The 17,816-nt window shown below is 42.3% G+C and carries 17 protein-coding genes; 10 read left to right on the top strand and 7 right to left on the bottom strand.

Features of this window, described 5'->3' with window-relative positions; translation table 11 throughout:
* Window positions 1–32 precede the first annotated feature (32 nt).
* Together AC0L6H_RS13805 and AC0L6H_RS13800 are read right to left on the bottom strand one after the other, a co-directional pair.
* Complete coding sequence (locus tag AC0L6H_RS13805) at window positions 33–653, bottom strand: L-threonylcarbamoyladenylate synthase (RefSeq protein WP_473389638.1); 621 nt, start codon at window positions 651–653, stop codon at window positions 33–35.
* A gap of 92 nt (window positions 654–745) precedes the next feature.
* Window positions 746–1,597 (bottom strand): PHP domain-containing protein, encoded by an 852-nt coding sequence (locus tag AC0L6H_RS13800; RefSeq protein WP_473389636.1) that lies wholly within the window; start codon window positions 1,595–1,597, stop codon window positions 746–748.
* A 481-nt stretch (window positions 1,598–2,078) separates the two neighbouring features.
* Between AC0L6H_RS13800 and AC0L6H_RS13795 the strand changes: the two genes are divergently transcribed.
* From AC0L6H_RS13795 to AC0L6H_RS13765, 7 genes are read left to right on the top strand one after another with little or no spacing between them, the layout of a single operon-like run.
* Window positions 2,079–3,680, top strand: a complete 1,602-nt coding sequence (locus AC0L6H_RS13795) for an anthranilate synthase component 1 (RefSeq protein ID WP_473389635.1) — start codon at window positions 2,079–2,081, stop codon at window positions 3,678–3,680.
* On the top strand, window positions 3,677–4,318 hold the full coding sequence (locus AC0L6H_RS13790) for an aminodeoxychorismate/anthranilate synthase component II (RefSeq protein ID WP_473389634.1): 642 nt from the start codon (window positions 3,677–3,679) through the stop codon (window positions 4,316–4,318). Before AC0L6H_RS13795 ends, AC0L6H_RS13790 begins: the two co-directional genes overlap by 4 nt.
* Window position 4,319: 1 nt before the next feature.
* On the top strand, window positions 4,320–5,345 hold the full coding sequence (gene trpD, locus AC0L6H_RS13785; RefSeq protein WP_473389632.1) for an anthranilate phosphoribosyltransferase: 1,026 nt from the start codon (window positions 4,320–4,322) through the stop codon (window positions 5,343–5,345).
* The gene (gene trpCF / locus AC0L6H_RS13780) at window positions 5,345–6,763 is read left to right on the top strand and encodes a bifunctional indole-3-glycerol-phosphate synthase TrpC/phosphoribosylanthranilate isomerase TrpF (protein WP_473389631.1); all 1,419 of its coding nucleotides are present in this window, start codon (window positions 5,345–5,347) and stop codon (window positions 6,761–6,763) included. Before trpD ends, trpCF begins: the two co-directional genes overlap by 1 nt.
* Before the next feature lie 23 nt (window positions 6,764–6,786).
* Window positions 6,787–7,968 carry a tryptophan synthase subunit beta gene (gene trpB, locus AC0L6H_RS13775; protein WP_473389630.1) on the top strand — a complete coding sequence of 394 codons (1,182 nt, stop codon included), beginning with the start codon at window positions 6,787–6,789 and terminating at the stop codon, window positions 7,966–7,968.
* Window positions 7,968–8,792, top strand: coding sequence for a tryptophan synthase subunit alpha (gene trpA, locus AC0L6H_RS13770; protein WP_473389629.1), 825 nt, complete (start codon window positions 7,968–7,970; stop codon window positions 8,790–8,792). The genes trpB and trpA overlap by 1 nt, the downstream gene beginning before the upstream one ends.
* A gap of 11 nt (window positions 8,793–8,803) precedes the next feature.
* On the top strand, window positions 8,804–9,103 hold the full coding sequence (locus AC0L6H_RS13765; protein ID WP_473389628.1) for a YciI family protein: 300 nt from the start codon (window positions 8,804–8,806) through the stop codon (window positions 9,101–9,103).
* 69 nt (window positions 9,104–9,172) lie between these two features.
* Here the strand turns inward: AC0L6H_RS13765 and AC0L6H_RS13760 are convergent, their stop codons facing one another.
* Together AC0L6H_RS13760 and AC0L6H_RS13755 are read right to left on the bottom strand one after the other, a co-directional pair.
* Window positions 9,173–9,811 carry a thiol:disulfide interchange protein DsbA/DsbL gene (locus AC0L6H_RS13760; RefSeq protein ID WP_473389627.1) on the bottom strand — a complete coding sequence of 213 codons (639 nt, stop codon included), beginning with the start codon at window positions 9,809–9,811 and terminating at the stop codon, window positions 9,173–9,175.
* Between the two features lie 195 nt (window positions 9,812–10,006).
* Window positions 10,007–11,068: an AI-2E family transporter gene (locus AC0L6H_RS13755; RefSeq protein ID WP_473389625.1), complete on the bottom strand. Its 1,062-nt coding sequence runs from the start codon at window positions 11,066–11,068 to the stop codon at window positions 10,007–10,009.
* Window positions 11,069–11,188: 120 nt separating this feature from the next.
* On the opposite strand from AC0L6H_RS13755, the gene folX reads away from it, so the two are divergent.
* Window positions 11,189–11,554 (top strand): dihydroneopterin triphosphate 2'-epimerase, encoded by a 366-nt coding sequence (gene folX, locus AC0L6H_RS13750; RefSeq protein ID WP_473389624.1) that lies wholly within the window; start codon window positions 11,189–11,191, stop codon window positions 11,552–11,554.
* Window positions 11,555–11,560: 6 nt separating this feature from the next.
* Window positions 11,561–12,448 (top strand): TIGR01777 family oxidoreductase, encoded by an 888-nt coding sequence (locus AC0L6H_RS13745; protein WP_473389623.1) that lies wholly within the window; start codon window positions 11,561–11,563, stop codon window positions 12,446–12,448.
* A gap of 62 nt (window positions 12,449–12,510) precedes the next feature.
* Here AC0L6H_RS13745 and AC0L6H_RS13740 read toward each other — a convergent pair whose 3' ends face one another.
* The 3 genes from AC0L6H_RS13740 to AC0L6H_RS13730 all read right to left on the bottom strand — a co-directional run bounded on the left by AC0L6H_RS13740 (window position 12,511) and on the right by AC0L6H_RS13730 (window position 16,893).
* Window positions 12,511–13,593, bottom strand: coding sequence for a right-handed parallel beta-helix repeat-containing protein (locus tag AC0L6H_RS13740; RefSeq protein WP_473389622.1), 1,083 nt, complete (start codon window positions 13,591–13,593; stop codon window positions 12,511–12,513).
* Between the two features lie 91 nt (window positions 13,594–13,684).
* Window positions 13,685–16,195, bottom strand: coding sequence for an ABC transporter permease (locus AC0L6H_RS13735; protein ID WP_473394539.1), 2,511 nt, complete (start codon window positions 16,193–16,195; stop codon window positions 13,685–13,687).
* Between the two features lie 5 nt (window positions 16,196–16,200).
* Window positions 16,201–16,893 (bottom strand): ABC transporter ATP-binding protein, encoded by a 693-nt coding sequence (locus AC0L6H_RS13730; protein WP_473394538.1) that lies wholly within the window; start codon window positions 16,891–16,893, stop codon window positions 16,201–16,203.
* 82 nt (window positions 16,894–16,975) lie between these two features.
* Between AC0L6H_RS13730 and AC0L6H_RS13725 the strand changes: the two genes are divergently transcribed.
* The gene (locus AC0L6H_RS13725) at window positions 16,976–17,653 is read left to right on the top strand and encodes an arylesterase (RefSeq protein ID WP_473394536.1); all 678 of its coding nucleotides are present in this window, start codon (window positions 16,976–16,978) and stop codon (window positions 17,651–17,653) included.
* Window positions 17,654–17,816: the final 163 nt, after the last annotated feature.

The raw sequence follows: 17,816 nt of genomic DNA, 5'->3' as shown, positions 1-17,816 counted from the left end.
ACCTAGTCACGTTAAGAAATTGCTGACCTAGCTTACTCAAAAGGTGATGGATCGCCACTGCCAACTCGTAAAACTGTGGTTTCATCTTCAGACATATCAATGACAGTTGTAGGTTGCTCCCCTAAATAGCCACCATGAATAATCAGTCCTAAGCGTTTTTCGAGCTTGTCTCTGATTTCTTCTGGATCCGTTTCAGCCATATCAGCGTCGGCCAAAATTAAAGTTGTCGACATCAAAGGCTCACCCAGTTCTTCTAGTATTGCTAGTGCTATAGCGTTATCGGGCACTCTAATACCGATTGTTTTACGTTTTGGATTCTGTAAACGCTTTGGTACTTCTTTAGTTGCTTTTAAGATAAAGGTATACGGGCCAGGTGTATTGTTTTTAATTTGTCGAAATGCGGTATTGTTGACACGTGCGTAGATTGAAAGCTCAGACATGTCTCTGCACATTAAGGTAAAATTATGGTCTTTAGGGATATCACGAATAGTACAAATCTGCTCGAGCGCCTTTTTATTTTCCATCTGGCAGCCGATTGCATAGCCCGAATCGGTGGGATAGACGATCACTTCTCCTTTCTTAATCAACTCACAAGTTTGTTTGATTAATCTGACTTGGGGATTGTCAGGATGGATGTAAAAAAACTGACTCATAAAATACTCGGCTAAAGCTCAACGTGGCTATGGCGCCAGTGTATCACGCATAAACCATTAAGACTATTGGCGTATAGCCGCTTTGAAGTATTTTAAGCGTTCGCATCAAGAGGCGTTTTAAAATCTTTCCAAATCGGTCTTAATTGTTCTGAAAACCCCAACCTGCGACCTAGTTCGGTCCAACGTGATGGGGCATGAAAATCTGAACCCGCTGAGCCCATCAAATTAGCTTCTAGTGCGATGTCGACCATGAGGTCATGTTTAGATTTAGCTAGGTTAGGATGTTGAACTTCCATTGCATCGCCACCGCAGGCTTTGAATTCGTGACTTAAACGGCGAAGCCATTTACTGGTCATGTCATAGTGATATGGATGGGCAATAACAGCTTTACCCCCCGCTTCGTGAATCCAAGTTACCGCTTCTTCTATACTGATCCATTCGGGTACAACATAGGCACGCTTATTTTTGCCTAAATACTGGCTAAATGCTTGCTGGAAATTAGTACACACGCCTCTACCGAGGAGAACTTGAGCAATGTGCGCGCGTGAAATACAACCTGTGGTAACCAAGTCTTGCGCATCAGATAACACACCAGTGATACCTAACTTGGCTAATTTCTCACATATTTTTTCAGCCCTAATTTGGCGTTTCGCTAGTTGGCTAGCCAAGCGCGTTAAAAAGACTTCACATTCGTGATCAACCTCAAGCCCTAATATGTGAATTTCAAAACCATGCCATTTAGTAGAAATTTCAGTTCCACTAATCAAGCGCAGCTTTTGTGAGTTGTTAGCCAAAATATCCATTGCCGGTGCAATCCCGTCAACACAGTCATGATCAGTGATCGCAAGTACGTCAACCTGCATCTGCTCTGCCCTAACGAGTAATTCAGAAACGCTAAGTTTGCCGTCAGAGTGGTGCGTATGACTGTGTAAATCGATTTTCAAAAGTTCATCCCTGTTGTCTTGCATATAGGCTGTAATTCGCGTCTATAGACAAATACTAGACCCCTTTTTTGGGATTGTATACGCTTAATATGAGGATAAATGCTAGCTCTATGATCTAATAAGAAATTTTTATCAGAGCTTAGTCAACAATAAATAAGCGTATTTTTTTATGTTTCTTATTGACATCAAGCTCGATTTGGTTTCTCCTATAGGCCTTGTCAAAACGAGAGTGGCGTTAGGCTATATGAGCCGAACATTTAAGCCAGTATAAACGGATAAATTATGTACAACACAAGCATTATCACAATTTGGTGGTGGCACAACCAGACTTAGGGTCAGGTTGCATGTGCGTGTACGCATATCCAAGGCCCATTTATTGGGCCTTTTTTGTTGCCAAATTTTGACTAAATCAAAACAACATTAATCGCCCGACAGGCACATTACTTAGGCGCAAAACATACATTAAAGGACAGAGTAAATCATGAATTTGTCGGACTTAGGAGATAAACCAGGGACGGTGGAAAGCATTATGGTAGAGGCACCTTATATTGCCAATCCACTAAAAGCCTACCATACCCTTGCAAACAAACATTCTATATTGCTTGAATCTGCCGAGATAGATAGCAAAGACAACCTAAAAAGCCTCTTACTGATTGACGCGGCACTACGAATTGAGTGCCAAGGTAAGCAGGTCACCATCAATAACTTGTCGGAAAATGGCCAGTCTTTGCTCCCTTTTATTGCCAATTTACTTAGTGAGTATGTAAGTGAGCAAAGCAGCACAAGTTTAGAGCTCACGTTTACATCTCCCGAAGATGATTTAGATGAAGATACTCGGCTAAAACATACTAGTGTTTTTGACGCATTACGTACAATTCAATCGTCATTAAATGCTTTGCGTAAGCATCCTCACGCAGTATTTCTAGGGGGCGTATTTGCTTATGATTTACTCGCAGGCTTTGAGAACTTACCCGATGTCCCCACGTCTAACAATACCTGCCCAGACTATTTATTTTACCTAGCAGAAACGCTGATATTGGTCGATCATCAAGCGCAAAATACGCAAATAATTGGCAGTGTATTTAGTGGTGATGATGTTGCCAATCATTATTTTTCAGTACACAAACGCTTAGAAGTTATTACTCGACAAATAAGTCAATTGCCAAAAGAGGAAACGGCGCCCGCCATTTTACCTTTAGATGAAAGCGTTAACGTTGTTCTTAACAAATCAGACGAAGCTTACTGCAAAGACGTACTTGCGTTAAAAGAGAACATCTTAGATGGTGATATTTTTCAAGTTGTTCCTTCGCGTACCTTCACGCTACCATGTGAAAACCCGCTAGCGGCATATGAACAATTGAAATTAACCAACCCTTCACCTTATATGTTTTATATGCAAGACGAGAATTTCGTTATCTTCGGGGCTTCGCCCGAATCTGCACTTAAGTACGAAACGCAAACTAACTATGTAGAAATTTATCCCATTGCTGGGACGAGGCCTCGTGGCAAACGAAGCGATGGGTCGATTGACGTTGATTTAGATAGCCGCTTAGAGCTTGATTTACAACAAGACCACAAAGAGAAATCTGAACATATTATGCTTGTTGACTTAGCGCGCAACGATGTTGCAAGAGTAAGTAAACCCGGTACACGCCACGTAAAAGATTTATTGAAGGTCGACCGCTATTCGCACGTTATGCACTTAGTTTCTAGAGTGGTCGGCGAATTGCGTGATGACTTAGACGCCCTTCACGCTTACCAGGCCTGTATGAATATGGGTACATTAATTGGCGCACCAAAAATTAGTGCCGCAAGCTTGATACGCAAAACCGAAAAAGAACGTCGCGGCAGCTACGGGGGGGCCGTTGGCTATTTTAATGGCAATGGTGATTTTGACACCTGTATTGTTATTCGTTCTGCTTTTGTTCAAAATAATCTAGCCCATGTGCAAGCTGGCGCTGGTGTGGTGAATGATTCTGTTCCGCAATCTGAGGCCGACGAAACCACCGCAAAAGCGCAAGCTGTTATTTCTGCGATTAAACGCAGTTATTCTGCGACTGATGTAGGGAGTAACAAAGAATGAATTCAGAGCAATTAAAGCATTTATATTTAGTTCTTATCGACAATGAGGATTCGTTTACTTACAACCTAGTAGATGAGCTTCGAGTATTAGGGGTCAATTTACGCGTATTTAGAAATTCTGTAAAAACCGAAACCGTGATGCAGACCTTAGCTGAATACAGCAAACAAGGGCCCACGTTACTGATGTTATCACCTGGTCCTGGCGCGCCAAGTAGCGCAGGCAATATGCCCAGTATCATAAACCAAGCCAAAGGCCTCTATCCAGTATTGGGAATTTGCTTAGGTCATCAGGCTATCATCGAGAGTTATAACGGCAAAGTAGCGCGCGCCCCTGAAGTGATGCATGGCAAATCGTCGATGATGCAGCATGATTTCGCAGCCATATTTCAGGGCCTCGCTTCGCCAATGGCAATCGCCCGCTACCATTCTCTCGCTGCGGTCGATGTACCCGAATGTTTGCAGATCATTGCACATATAGATGATTTACCTATGGCCATACTACATGAAGATGATAAAATGTTGGGCTTCCAATTTCATCCCGAATCGGTGTTAACCAGTCAAGGAAGTCAACTTTTGTTACAAGCAATGCAATATTTGGTAAGCGAGCCTATTGCCAAGATATCCACACGAGGGCATTAGCATGAATACAGCTTATTTTGAAATGTTTGAAACGCTTTACCAAGATAATTCACTAACTCAAAGTCAAAGTTACGCTATATTCAATGACGTTATGCAAGGCAATTTAGATAGTGTTGAGCTAACCGCCTTGCTCATTGCCCTTAAGCTTAAAGGCGAAACCAGTGACGAAATAGCAGGCGCAGCAGCGGCAATGCGCGACAATGCCGTGGCCTTTGAAAGGCCAAGCTACCCCTTTAGTGACTTAGTCGGTACCGGCGGCGACGGACACAACACAATTAATATCTCAAGCGCGGCTGCAGTTGTTACAGCTAGTTGTGGCATTAAAGTGGCAAAGCATGGAAACAGAAGTGTATCGAGTAAATCAGGGTCTTCAGATTTATTTGCTGGCTTTGGTTTAAAGCTGGATATGAGCCCAGAAGTCGCGCGTAAATGTCTAGACCAAGCCAATATTTGTTTCTTGGCGGCACCGGTCTATCATACTGGTGTAAAACATGCCATGCCAGTACGTTTAGCACTAAAGACACGTACTTTGTTTAACGTCCTTGGACCGCTTGCAAACCCTGCTAATCCTACGCACGGCATATATGGCGTTTATACTCCCAGCTTATTACCTATATATGCGCAAACCTTGCTAAATCTTGGTCATCAAAATGCGCTTGTTGTGCATGGTTCAGGCCTTGATGAAATAGCGCTGCATGGCCCAACTCAAGCGATTCATGTTCATGATGGAAAGCTGACAGAAATGACCTTGTCCCCCAGTGATTTTGGTATTAACGAATTGCCGCTTGATACAATTAAAGGTGATACGCCCGAATATAATGTTGAGGCGATTACTAAAGTATTTAGGGGTGAAGGTGAAGTGGCTCACACCCATGCTATTGCAATGAATGCAGCAAGTTTATTGTGGCTTCATAACACCCAAGTTTCATTTAAAAACCATTTTGATACGGTAATGCAAGCAATGAGCGAACAAAAACCAATGCAGACAATCACGCACGCCGCGAAAATTAGCCAAGGAGACGCCTAGTGGCCAATGTTTTAGAGAAAATCGTGGCCGATAAGCGCGACGAGCTTAAAATAAAAAAAGAGCTGATGCCTTTAGCGCAATTTAAAGATGCCATTGAGCCAAGCAGTAATTCATTTTTTGATGCCCTCGCTGCGCCTGGCACCAGTTACATTTTTGAATGTAAAAAAGCGTCGCCCTCAAAAGGCCTAATTCGAGAAAATTTCGACCTTGATGAAATATGCACAGCCTATGAAAAAGAAGCCGCTTGTTTTTCAGTCTTAACTGATGAGAAGTATTTTCAAGGCAAGTTTGAATATCTCCAATATGTGAGTAAAAAAGTAGCTCAACCCACCATTAATAAAGACTTTTTTATTGATGAATATCAGGTTTATTTAGGCCGATATTTAGGAGCGAATGCGGTTTTGCTTATGTTGTCGGTCTTAAGCGACGAACAATATTCAAATCTAGCAGCACTTACCCATGCGCTGAAAATGGATGTACTTACCGAGGTCAGCAATGCACAAGAAACTGAACGTGCATTAGCCCTTGGTGCCAATATCATCGGCATAAACAATAGGAATTTGCGCGATCTTTCAACAGACCTAGCAACCACTGAGAAACTAGCGCCCGTCATTAAAAATGATCCTCGATTTAATGGCGTTATCATCTCTGAATCGGGCATTTACACTAATGCCGATATAAAAAGACTTTCACCCTTAGTCGATGGTTTTTTAGTGGGTAGTGCCCTTATGGCAGAAAAAGATCTTGAACTAGCGGTATCTAAATTAGTCTATGGGCAAGTTAAAGTATGTGGAACTACAAGTATTGAGCAAGCAAAACTGGTCAATCAATTTCCAGTGAGTTATTTGGGCCTTATTTTTGCGCCTAATTCTAAACGATACGTAAGCATAGAAACGGCAAGTGAAATAGTTCAGCTAGTCAAACAGCGTTTTGTCGGTGTTTTTGTTAATCACCCCGTTGAACTCGTTGCCGAATACGCACACAAGTTAACCTTATGTGCAGTGCAACTGCATGGTCAAGAAGACCTAGCCTACGTGAAAGCCTTAAAAAGCTTGTTGCCCGATACATGTGAAATATTCAAAGCAATTCCGGTAGATTCGGATAAGGCGACTTCTATTGCAAGTGAGATAGAGCAATGGCAAACGCATATCAATACCGGTTTGTTATCACGCATATTACTTGACTGCAAAGTGGGCGAACAAACTGGGGGCACAGGTAAATCGTTTGATTGGCGACTGTTAGACAATGTAAGCGACAAATCTACGCTTGTATTAGCAGGTGGTGTGTCGAGTCAAAATATACAAGCAGCAAGCCAAACAGGCGTTGGAATTATAGATGTAAATTCAGGCGTTGAAGATGCCCCGGGCAATAAGACGCAGACAAAATTAAACGAATTATTTGCGTTATTACGCGCATAAAAGCACATAAAGAGACAATAACTATGAACAAATTAGACGCAAAGTTTGGTGATTTCGGTGGCATGTATGTCCCCGAATTACTTATTCCTGCACTAGATCAATTAGAACAAGCTTTTTTAGATGCTAAAGATGACCCTAGCTTTCAAAAAGAGTTTATGGATTTATTAAAAGACTATGCTGGTCGTCCAACTGCGATGACGCTCACCAGAAATCTAGTCTCAAACCCCTTGGTAAAACTGTATTTAAAACGCGAAGATTTACTTCATGGTGGCGCCCACAAAACCAATCAAGTTTTAGGTCAAGCTTTGCTCACAAAGCGCATGGGTAAAACAGAAGTCATTGCCGAAACGGGCGCCGGCCAGCATGGTGTTGCCACGGCCCTCGCGTGTGCCTTATTAGGACTAAAAGCACGTATTTATATGGGCGCGAAAGACGTAGAACGCCAGTCACCTAACGTATTTAGAATGCGCTTAATGGGAGCTGAAGTGATTCCTGTTGATTCTGGCTCAGGCACTTTAAAAGACGCCGTAAACGAAGCGATGCGTGATTGGTCAGCCAATTATCAAACAGCCCATTACTTGTTGGGCACAGCAGCGGGTCCTCATCCCTTCCCTACTATTGTACGTGAATACCATCGCATGATTGGTGAAGAAACGCGCGAGCAAATAATGGAAAAAGAAGGTCGCCTGCCAGACGCAGTTGTTGCATGTGTTGGTGGCGGTTCAAACGCAATTGGTATGTTCGCAGACTTTATTGACGAACCTAGCGTTAGACTCATTGGTGTCGAACCTGCGGGCAAAGGCGTGCACACTAAAGAACATGGAGCCACCATTGTTACCGGCACAAAGGGTATTTTACATGGTGCTTTTACCTTTATCATGCAAGACAGTGACGGCCAAATAGAAGAATCCTATTCAGTTAGTGCGGGGCTAGATTATCCTGCAGTTGGACCACAACACGCACATTTACATCAAACCGGTCGCGCAGAATATTACGCGGTAACCGATACAGAGGCATTAAATGCATTCAAACTGTTGTGTAGAAAGGAAGGCATTATTCCAGCCTTGGAGTCATCTCATGCCCTTGCTCATGCACTTAATATGGCAGATGAAGCAGAAGAAGAAATGATTATTGTGGTAAACCTTTCAGGGAGAGGCGACAAAGACCTCGAGTATGTAACAAAGATATTAGGAGATGACCTATAATGCAGACTTCTCAAAACACAGGTCGTTATGAAGCAATGTTCAAAAGCTTGGCGAGTAAAAAGCAAGGTGCATTTGTGCCCTTCGTGATGTTGGGCGACCCTGATATTGAAACCTCACTAGATATTATTCGCACCCTCGTTAACAGTGGCGCTGATGCGCTTGAATTAGGTATTCCCTACTCTGACCCTATTGCAGATGGACCAACCATTCAAAAAGCAAGTATCAGAGCCCTAGGTTCAGGGATTCGTCCTAGTGATTGCTTTACTATTTTAACGCAAATACGCAGTGAATTTCCTGACATACCGGTGGGTCTGTTACTGTATAGCAACTTAGTACTAGCCAAAGGAATTGATAACTTCTATAAATCAGCCTTTGAGGCTGGTGTAGATTCAATCCTTATCGCGGATGTTCCCCTGCGTGAAGCCAACCGTTTTATCGCCATCGCTCAAGACAACAGTATTCAACAAATTTTGATTGCACCGCCTAACGCTTCTGATGAAACCTTATCGCAGATAGGGGAGAAATCCAGCGGTTATACTTACCTTCTTGGCCGCTCTGGCGTGACAGGCGCTGAAACAGCAGTCGAATTACCGGCATCAGAGTTGGTCGCAAAACTCGAAAAGTATAAAGTTGCTCCGCCGCTTATTGGCTTTGGTATCTCAACGCCTGAGCAAGTGAAATCAGCGATTGAGGCCGGTGCGGCAGGTGCTATTTCAGGCTCAGCAACCGTTAACATAATCGAGAAAAATTTAGCGGATAAAGACGCAATGTACAAAGAACTTGGTCAGTTTGTGGCTAAAATGAAAGCAGCCACTCAATTATAAAGGAAGTCCTAATGTACTACATGATCTACGCAGAAGATGTCGACAACAGCCTAGAGGCTCGCTTAAAAGCCCGTCCAGATCATATTGCGCGTTTAAAACAGCTCAATAGTGAAGAGCGATTATTAGTTGCAGGCCCCACCCCTGCGATTGACAGCGAAGAACCAGGCGAAGCTGGGTTTACAGGTTCTTTGGTAGTCGCAGAATTTGCAAGTTTAGAGGATGCGCAAAGCTGGGCCGGTGCTGACCCATACGTCGTTGCAGGAGTTTACAAAGAAGTAACGGTAAAACCGTATAAAAAGGTTCTACCCTAAGAAATAATTAAATAAGCGCATAGTACTGCAAAACAGACTATGCGCACTTCAGCTGCTATTCCTTTTTTATTATTGCTTAGTTAGCCAAACAATAAGTGCTAGCATGTCGTCGACTGTCATTCCCTTCACAAATTTCGCTTGATATTTCCCGTTAACGATAAACGTCGGCACACTTTTAATATCGCCACGATACTGCGTAAATGTATTGTTGTGAGCTTCGATTTTTTCACGAACATCACTTTGTTCTAGTGCGTTTTCATAATCGATGACTGAAATCTGATTTGCAGCTAATATAGCTTTTAACGTTTCAAGACTATTTAACTGTTGTTGCTTAACATGAATATGATCAAAGATAGCCTCGATGATGCTTGCTTCTTTGCCCATATGGCGGGCAACAATCATTGCTGCACTTGCTTGTTGTTGCATTTCTTGTGACGTAAAACCCATGAAATCCACATGCACTTTACTAAACTGCACGTCGCTGTCTAATTGTTCTTTTAACGCAGCCACAAAGGGTTCAAAGTTATAGCAATGAGGGCACCAGAAAGAGAAAAATTCTTGAACCTGCGGACTTTGTGTCCCCTCTTGTTCAAGCACAGTATAGTGAATACCTTCCTGCCAAGGTGAAATCTCTTCTTGAACTTTTTCAGCAGGTTCTGAACAAGCAAATAAAACGAGTGAAGCAACAAGGGCTAAGTACTTTTTCATAAGTATATAAATCCAATTGTAAATGTTGATGTAAGCAAAACTAATTTTTGGTATCAATACGCTTTATTAACTAGTTTCGCTATGTGCATTTTGTTTTCGATATTGTCTAATAGAATTTCTTAGTTTAGTAGTTTTTTCTGTGGCAACATACCATCTAAGCAATAGACTCGGCATTTAGCATCATCACAAAAAATACTATTGTGCATCTGCTGGTTTTTCAGGGCTAGTTAGCAGGTCGTTGTCATCTCCTGAGAGCAAAATAGCAAGCCATCTGGTACTTTCTCTAGACTCCAAACCAATTTTGACTACCATGGTTAAGGGAACCGACAGCAACATGCCAACCGTTCCTAATAACCATCCCCAAAAGATTAAAGATAAAAACACAACCAAGGTTGAAAGGCCTAATCCTTTGCCTAAAAACCTAGGCTCGATGACATTACCCATTACCATATTAACAACAATAAAACCCATGCCTGCTAAACCTGCTTTGACAAAGCCAAATTCAACAAAGGCCATCAATACAGCCGGGATCGCAGCGATAATAGAGCCAATATTTGGAATGAAATTGAGCATAAAAGACAACACTGCCCATAACATATAGTGATCAACTTCTAAGAAATATAGCCAAACACCTATGCATAAACCGGTACCTAAACTAACCAGCATTTTAATTACCAAGTACCGATTAACTGACTGTAAAAAGCGGTCGATATGAGTCAACTTCATATCAGGGTCGGCAAATGCAATATGAACTCGTCTTGGCATTGTTTCGGCTTCGAACAGCATAAAAATAACGGTCAACAAAATTAAAAATATGTTCGACAGCACCGTGCCCATGCCGGTGATAAAGTTTGTTGCCATAGTCATCGCCATGCCAGGATCAAGGTATGAAGCAATGATATTTTGGTCGATATGGATATTGATAATTGCCAGTTTAGCCACGACCCAAGCAAACTCTTCAGATAATTGCTCTTTGTAAGTGGGCAAGTTTTCACGAAATTCGGCTAGTGATTGAGTAATTAATCCAGCTAGCATAAATCCAATCACGACAATTAGGAGTATTACAAAGGTAACTGACAGCCATCTGGGTATTTTATATTGGCTGCACCAGTTAATTAACGGGCTTACCGCGATAGCAATAAAAATGGACAGTAAAAAAGGTACAAATACTATACTTGCGGCTTTAATACCCGCTAAAATGATGACCACTGAGGACATAATTAAAAACGCTTTTAAAACCGGTGACGTGTTATCCATTTTAGGTCCATTTTATTTAACGACTGATTATTTAACGACGACATTATGCCCTTAGATATTCAAAGCACTTATTAATGTCAGAATATTCTCGCGCATTACCAACAAGGAATACATTTTTATATGAATCTAAATCTTGCCACTATCCGCATAAAAAATCTTCGCCTACGTACCTATATTGGTATTAATGACGATGAAATTAAGAATCAGCAAGACGTAGTGATTAATATCGTTATAAACTACGACGCAAAACGCGCAACCGATTCAGATCAAATGCAAGACGCTTTGAATTATAAAACAATTACTAAGGCTATCATACGCTTGGTTGAAGACAACCGTTTTTCACTACTAGAAAAATTAACCGCCGACGTGCTCGAGATTGCTGCTGAGCATCCATGGGTAACTTTTGCAGAAGCTGAAGTAGATAAACCCCATGCCTTGCGCTTTTCAGATTCGGTATCACTAGCACTTTCGTGTACTAAGGAATAAGTGATTATGCAACAGGTCCTGATATCAGGTGGAACAGGTCTTATTGGCCGGCAATTGGTCAAAAAGCTGAACGGTAAATATAAAGTAACCGTTATCAGCCGTGACCCGTCTCGCGCAAAGCGGCTTTTAGGCGATAATGTAGACGCTACTACAATCGAAGATATTGCTCACGTAAATGACTATTGTGCTGTGATTAATTTAGCCGGTGAGCCGATTGCAGACAAACGTTGGACTGAGCATCAAAAGAAAGTGATTTGTGAGTCTCGTTGGGACATTACCAGCAAACTTGTAGAGCTCATCAATACTAGCGAAAAGCCCCCAGAAGTCTTCATTAGCGGTTCTGCCATTGGTATTTACGGTCGACAGGGTGACACCCCCATCAATGAAGATTTTGACGACTATCATGAGGAGTTTTCTTCTACTCTATGTCAAAAATGGGAAAGCATCGCTTTGAATGCGAATACACGTGTTTGCATAGTTCGTACAGGCATCGTTTTAGATGAAGACGGCGGGGCTTTAGCCAAAATGATCATGCCCTTTAGATTAGGCCTTGGTGGCCCTATAGGCGAAGGTACACAGTTTATGTCTTGGATACATATTGAAGATATGGTCAAAGCCTTAGTCTTTATGCTCAGCAACAACAAATGTACCGGCCCTTATAACCTAACAGCGCCAAATCCCAACACCAATGCGTTTTTCTCAATTAAGTTAGCCAAACGTTTAGACAGGCCTTGCATGTTTAGAGTACCCAAAATAGTCATTAAAACGCTTATGGGTGAATCCTCTGACTTGGTTTTATATGGACAAAAAGTGCTTCCTGAGCGCTTAATGGCAGCAGGTTTTAATTTTAGCTACCCCACGTTAGAAGAGGCCCTTAACGCTTTAGATTTATAGTCCATGCTGCAGGAAGTGCATGAATTAGAGCTATTTGTTTCAGGGGCTATTTGTTTCAGGAGCTAGGGTTTATTTAAAAGATATTGAATATTATCTAGCACCTGTCCCGATATTCCTCCGGTCTCATTTTCATGCAGTTCCGCCGATGCGCCGTTTCGTCCTTTAATCACCTTGTTGCTAATGTTTTTGCTGATAAGGACGCCTTTGGTGCGTTCAAAGCGATATTCGATAGCATTGGGATAGGGGTTTGTAGAGAAAATGATATTGCTAGACACAATCGTGTTTGGACTACTTTCAAGACTAATACCCACATCAGAAAAAGGATGCTGAGTTGAGGTTTGAATAATCACATTGTGGCTTATAATACCCCCTTCATTTTGATTCGCCTGATCAAGCATTCCATAGCCGATACCTCGGTCACTGTTGATGATGAGATTGTTTAAGGTCCTTACATTTTTAGAATCTTGCCAAAAATGAATGGCGTGCTCTGCAACTTGCTCTGAAGGGCTTGCGATATTCTTAAAAGTATTATTATAAACTAACCAATCGACGCTCCTGTGTGCGTCAATTCCGCCTATATACCAGCCAGGACCAATGCCTGCTGTGTATTCGAACAAACTATTCTTAATAACACCGGAGTTTGCGTGATGTATGGTTTTACCGCCACTCACTTTGAGCAATTGTTGACCGGCATCTTGTAATACCGCGTTTTCAAGATGAAAAAAATCAACGTCCTTTTCTGCCCGTACTTGAATAAGATGCCATCTCGCATTTTTTAAGGTAAGGCCTATTAAGCTAAAATGATTAGCTGATACATCAATGAGTACGCCAATCCCCTTATCCATCCCTTCGCCACTAATAATCACATTCTCACGAATACCAGAAGCAGAGCGCAACACTAAATGATCGGTCAATATAGCTAAGTTTTGGCCACTAATCTGGTAGTGACCATCAGCCAAGTTAATGATGGTTGGTATCTGATTTTGGTTAGCGTTTTGAAGTGCCGCGCGCAATTGATCAACGTTGCTAACATCAACACTACGCTGAAAAACCTTAGGCGTATTTGCATAAACACATGGGGCGCTTAAGAAGCTCAGTAACAGGATCCAAAAAAGTATCGTGAATTGGCGAGTGAGTAGGCTCAATTAGTAATGCTCTTGATAACTACAAGTGTCCAACATAGTAAATGCGCTGCGTAAAGCACGCAAGCATTTACTACATTGCGACAATAGTGAGCTACACCATTTTTCGTAACAAGTGAGCAGTATTTAAGGACAACAAGCGCCAACAACTCAAAGCACCAAGTAAGCCCACGACAATAGCTCCAATGAGCGGCGCTATGATCCAATATTCATAGTGCAAAGAGAACGGCATTTGAAAGACCATAGATTGCAATAAATACAAACTAAATTCGTTCGCAAATGCAGCCATTAAGCCGGCGACAGCGCCAATAATGAAAAACTCATTAATTACGCTAAATCGAATACTACGGCCTTTTAATCCTAGGGTTCGCAATATGGCTAGCTCTTCTAAACGTTCATCCATGCTCGCTTGCACTTGGGCTATAAGTACCAACGATCCTGCTATTAATACCAATACCAAAATAAATTCTACCGCCAGCGATACTTGGTCGATAATTTCACGAACTTGGTTTATACGCGCATCTACGTCAAACAAAGTCACACTTGCGAAAGGTGCCATCAGCGGCGCTATTTCCTTTTTACGCGACTGGTCTAAACTAAAACTCGTAATATAAGTCGCACTAAAGTTTTCCATCGCTTTTGGATGCAACACAAAAAAGAAGTTTGGTTGCAAGGTCTGCCAATTGACTTCTCGCATACTGGTAACTTTAGCGCTAATGACTTCGCTTCCTACATTGAAAGTCAGCATGTCGCCCAATTCAATATCAAGTCTGTCGGCAATTTCGGTTTCGATAGACAAAGGGACTGCTTCACCTTCCTGCCAATTATCATGCCATTGCCCTTCTACTACCACGTTGCCATTTTGAAGTTCGGTACTCCAACTCAAGTTCGCTTCGCGCCCTAAACCTTGACGCCCTTCGTTGGACCTTTCTTCGCCCTCTTTAGTGATTTCTGTGCGTACTTTTTCATCATTGATAGCAACAAAGCGTCCGCGGGCAACGGGATAGAAGTTCTCATAACTAACATTGTTCGCGCTGAAATGCGCCTTTAAGCCTTCTTTTTGGTTTTCGGTTATATTGGCAACAAAGTAATTTGGCGTGCCTTCTGGTAATTGATCTCGCCATTGCTTAACCAAATCGTTTCGCATGACCAACACCACTAATAGCAACATAATGGTAATAGCGAAACTAATCAACTGAACAGAATTACCCATTGCCCTGCGTCTTATTCTTGCCCAAGCGAGTGTCCATGCCCCCATGCTGCCGCTGCCCAGTTTGCGACCAACAATGATCAGTAAATGAGTCATCGCTAGCAAACTTAGTACAAGCACAATCCCGCCTGAAAACAAAATACTACTGATTTTCAGATTGCCGCTGTATACCCACATGAGCATAAATACTGCGCCGCCTGAAAAGGCAAATTGCAAAAACTTTGATGACACTGTAGAACTAATATCTTTGCGCAGCACCCTAAGCGGTGGCACGGAAAAAAGCTGCAACAGCGGGTAAATAGAAAACAACAATGCACAGGTCACGCCAGTAAATACTGCGATTCCAAGGGGACGCCAATACCAAGTGTCGACCGCCACTTCGACTTGATCTTGTATTGCCACCGCAACCCCTTGCTGAACCAAATAACCAACTATGCTACCAAGCACAATACCTAATAAAGTAATAAAACAAATCTGAATAAGGTAAATAGTTCGTACCATTGATTTACCCGCGCCGAGTGTTTTCATAATTGCGACAGGGTCATAGTGGCGTTGACTAAAACGTTGTGCGGCAACCGCGATAGATACTGCTGCGAGCACAATAGCCAGCAGGCTCGCTAACAAAAAGAATTCTTCAGCACGAGCGATTGACCTGCCAATAGGAGAGCGGTCATCTTTAATACTCGTCCAGCGATGAATTTCTCTATTCATCTGCGGACGAAGCCAGTCGTAGTAAGCTTCGATATCACTGGCATCGCCGGTGAAATAATATTTGTAACTTACCCGACTACCAGGCCCGGTAATTTTGGTTTCTGCTATGTCTTGCTGATTCATCAACAAAATGGGGTCGGTGTTAAACACACTAAAGCCAGCATCAGGAATTTCACTTAATATTTGGCTTACTTTTAATTTTGCTTCACCAACTTCTACCACATCCCCCACTTTAACAGCTAACACCTGCAGCAAGCGAGAATCCGCCCACACCTCCCCGGGAGGAACGCTTTGCGTGGTGTCAGTACCATTGCCAAAAGGAATATCGCTAAGTTTCACCGCCCCTTTTAAGGGATACGCGCCATCTACTGCGCGTAAGTCTGACAAGGCCAACTCGTCGCCGGCAAAAACCATAGAACGGGTAGAAAGCTGAAACGCCGTTTTTAGTTTGTATTGACTTGCTTCTTCTATCCACGCTGGGTCAACGGGTTTGCGTGATCGCAGTTGACTGTCAGCTGCTATAAACTCTGCACTACGATCGGTTAGGGCTTGCTGAAGACGTTCAGAAAATAAGGAAAGAGACAAAACCGAGGCGACAGACAAAATAATCGCTAGCAATATAATGGTCAGTTCACCGCGCCTTGCTTCGTGTTTAAATAAACGCCAAGCCAAATTAAATGCCATCATGATTAATCTCCAGACACCACTTTAAGAAGCGGCGTTTTATCGACTAATTCACCCGCGGTCATTTGTAATTGACGGTCGCACTTTTTTGCTAGCTTGTCATCATGGGTCACTAGTATCAATGTGGTATCTGAATCTTTATTTAAAGCAAAAAGTAAATCTTCTACTTTTTGAGAGTTAACAGAATCCAAGTTACCCGTTGGTTCATCGGCGAAAAGTATTTTAGGATTGGTGATAAATGCGCGGGCAATTGCAACTCGTTGTTGCTCGCCGCCTGACAATTGATTTGGGAAATGGTGTGCGCGATGTTCTAAACCGACTTGCTTTATTATTTTATTTGCCCGTGCTTTCGCATCAGGCAAGCCTGCGATTTCAGATGGCAGCATAATATTTTCAAGCGCCGTTAGACTTTGTACCAACATAAAGCTTTGAAATATAAAACCAACCTTCTCTCCGCGCAGCCTCGCCCGCTTTTCTTCATCAAGACGGTGTAAGGGCTGACCGTCTAAAAGTATTTCACCGCCACTCACCTCATCCAATCCGGCAAGCAAGCCTAACAAAGTAGATTTACCTGAGCCAGACGCCCCAACAATTGCTACACTCTCTCCTGGTTTAACTTGAAAGCTAATAGGATGAAGGATCTGTAACTCGCCTTCGTTCGTAGATACTTTCTTTATCACATTTTTTGTTTCGATCATCAAAGAGGCTTGACTCATAGTGACACATTCTTCCTTTAAAATTTTGACGAACCGTTTGCCATTTACCATTTCAATTAAAACAATGTGCAAAACGGTGAGTAATGTTAGTAGCTTTTTCAGCACCCAGGCGTGGGTTATAATAATTAGTCTTTTATTCGCTAATTTTGCCTATTCAGATCAGACTGAGACGACACAAAATCCTAGCAGCGACTATAGACTGCTAGTTCTAGGTGATAGTCTAAGTGCAGCATATGGGCTTAGCGCTGAACAAGGTTGGGTGCATTTGTTAGCACAAGATTGGCAACAAGACCAAAGCCCAATAAAAGTAATCAATGCGGCGATTAGTGGTGACACCACTGATGGCGGTCTTGCTCGCCTTCCGAGATTACTAACTCTTCATAAGCCAACTCACTTATATATAGAGTTGGGGGGAAATAATGCATTACAAGGCCATAACCCCCGTAAAATCAAACAAAATTTAACCGCGATGGTCGAGCTTGCTAAATCAAGGGATATTGAGGTGATTATACAGGAAATGCAAATTCCTACGAATTATGGTGCAAGATATACAAAAGCATTTAATGATATATTTCATGATGTCGCAAAAGAACAAAAGATTCCTTTAATTCCCTTTTTCTTGCAAGAGATTGCGTTAGACCCTCAATTAATGCAAAACGATGGTATTCATCCAACCAAAGAAGCCCAGCCCTTAATTGTTGACTTTATGGCCCCTAAATTATTACTCGCAATGGGTGTGTAAGAGCAACAATTTATTGAGGCCTAAGTATTAGTATCTAAATCACAACAAGATTCAAGCTAAGAAAGTCAAACACACCAACCGTGGTCCCACAGCAACCGCTGTCCTTCACAAACCTCGGTCCTACACCAACCGCTGTCCTACACCAACCGCTGTCCCACACCAA

The sequence above is a fragment of the Glaciecola sp. G7-5 genome (assembly GCF_055808975.1).
Note: the sequence above shows the minus strand (reverse complement) of the source record. Positions and strands in the feature narration are given on the sequence as shown.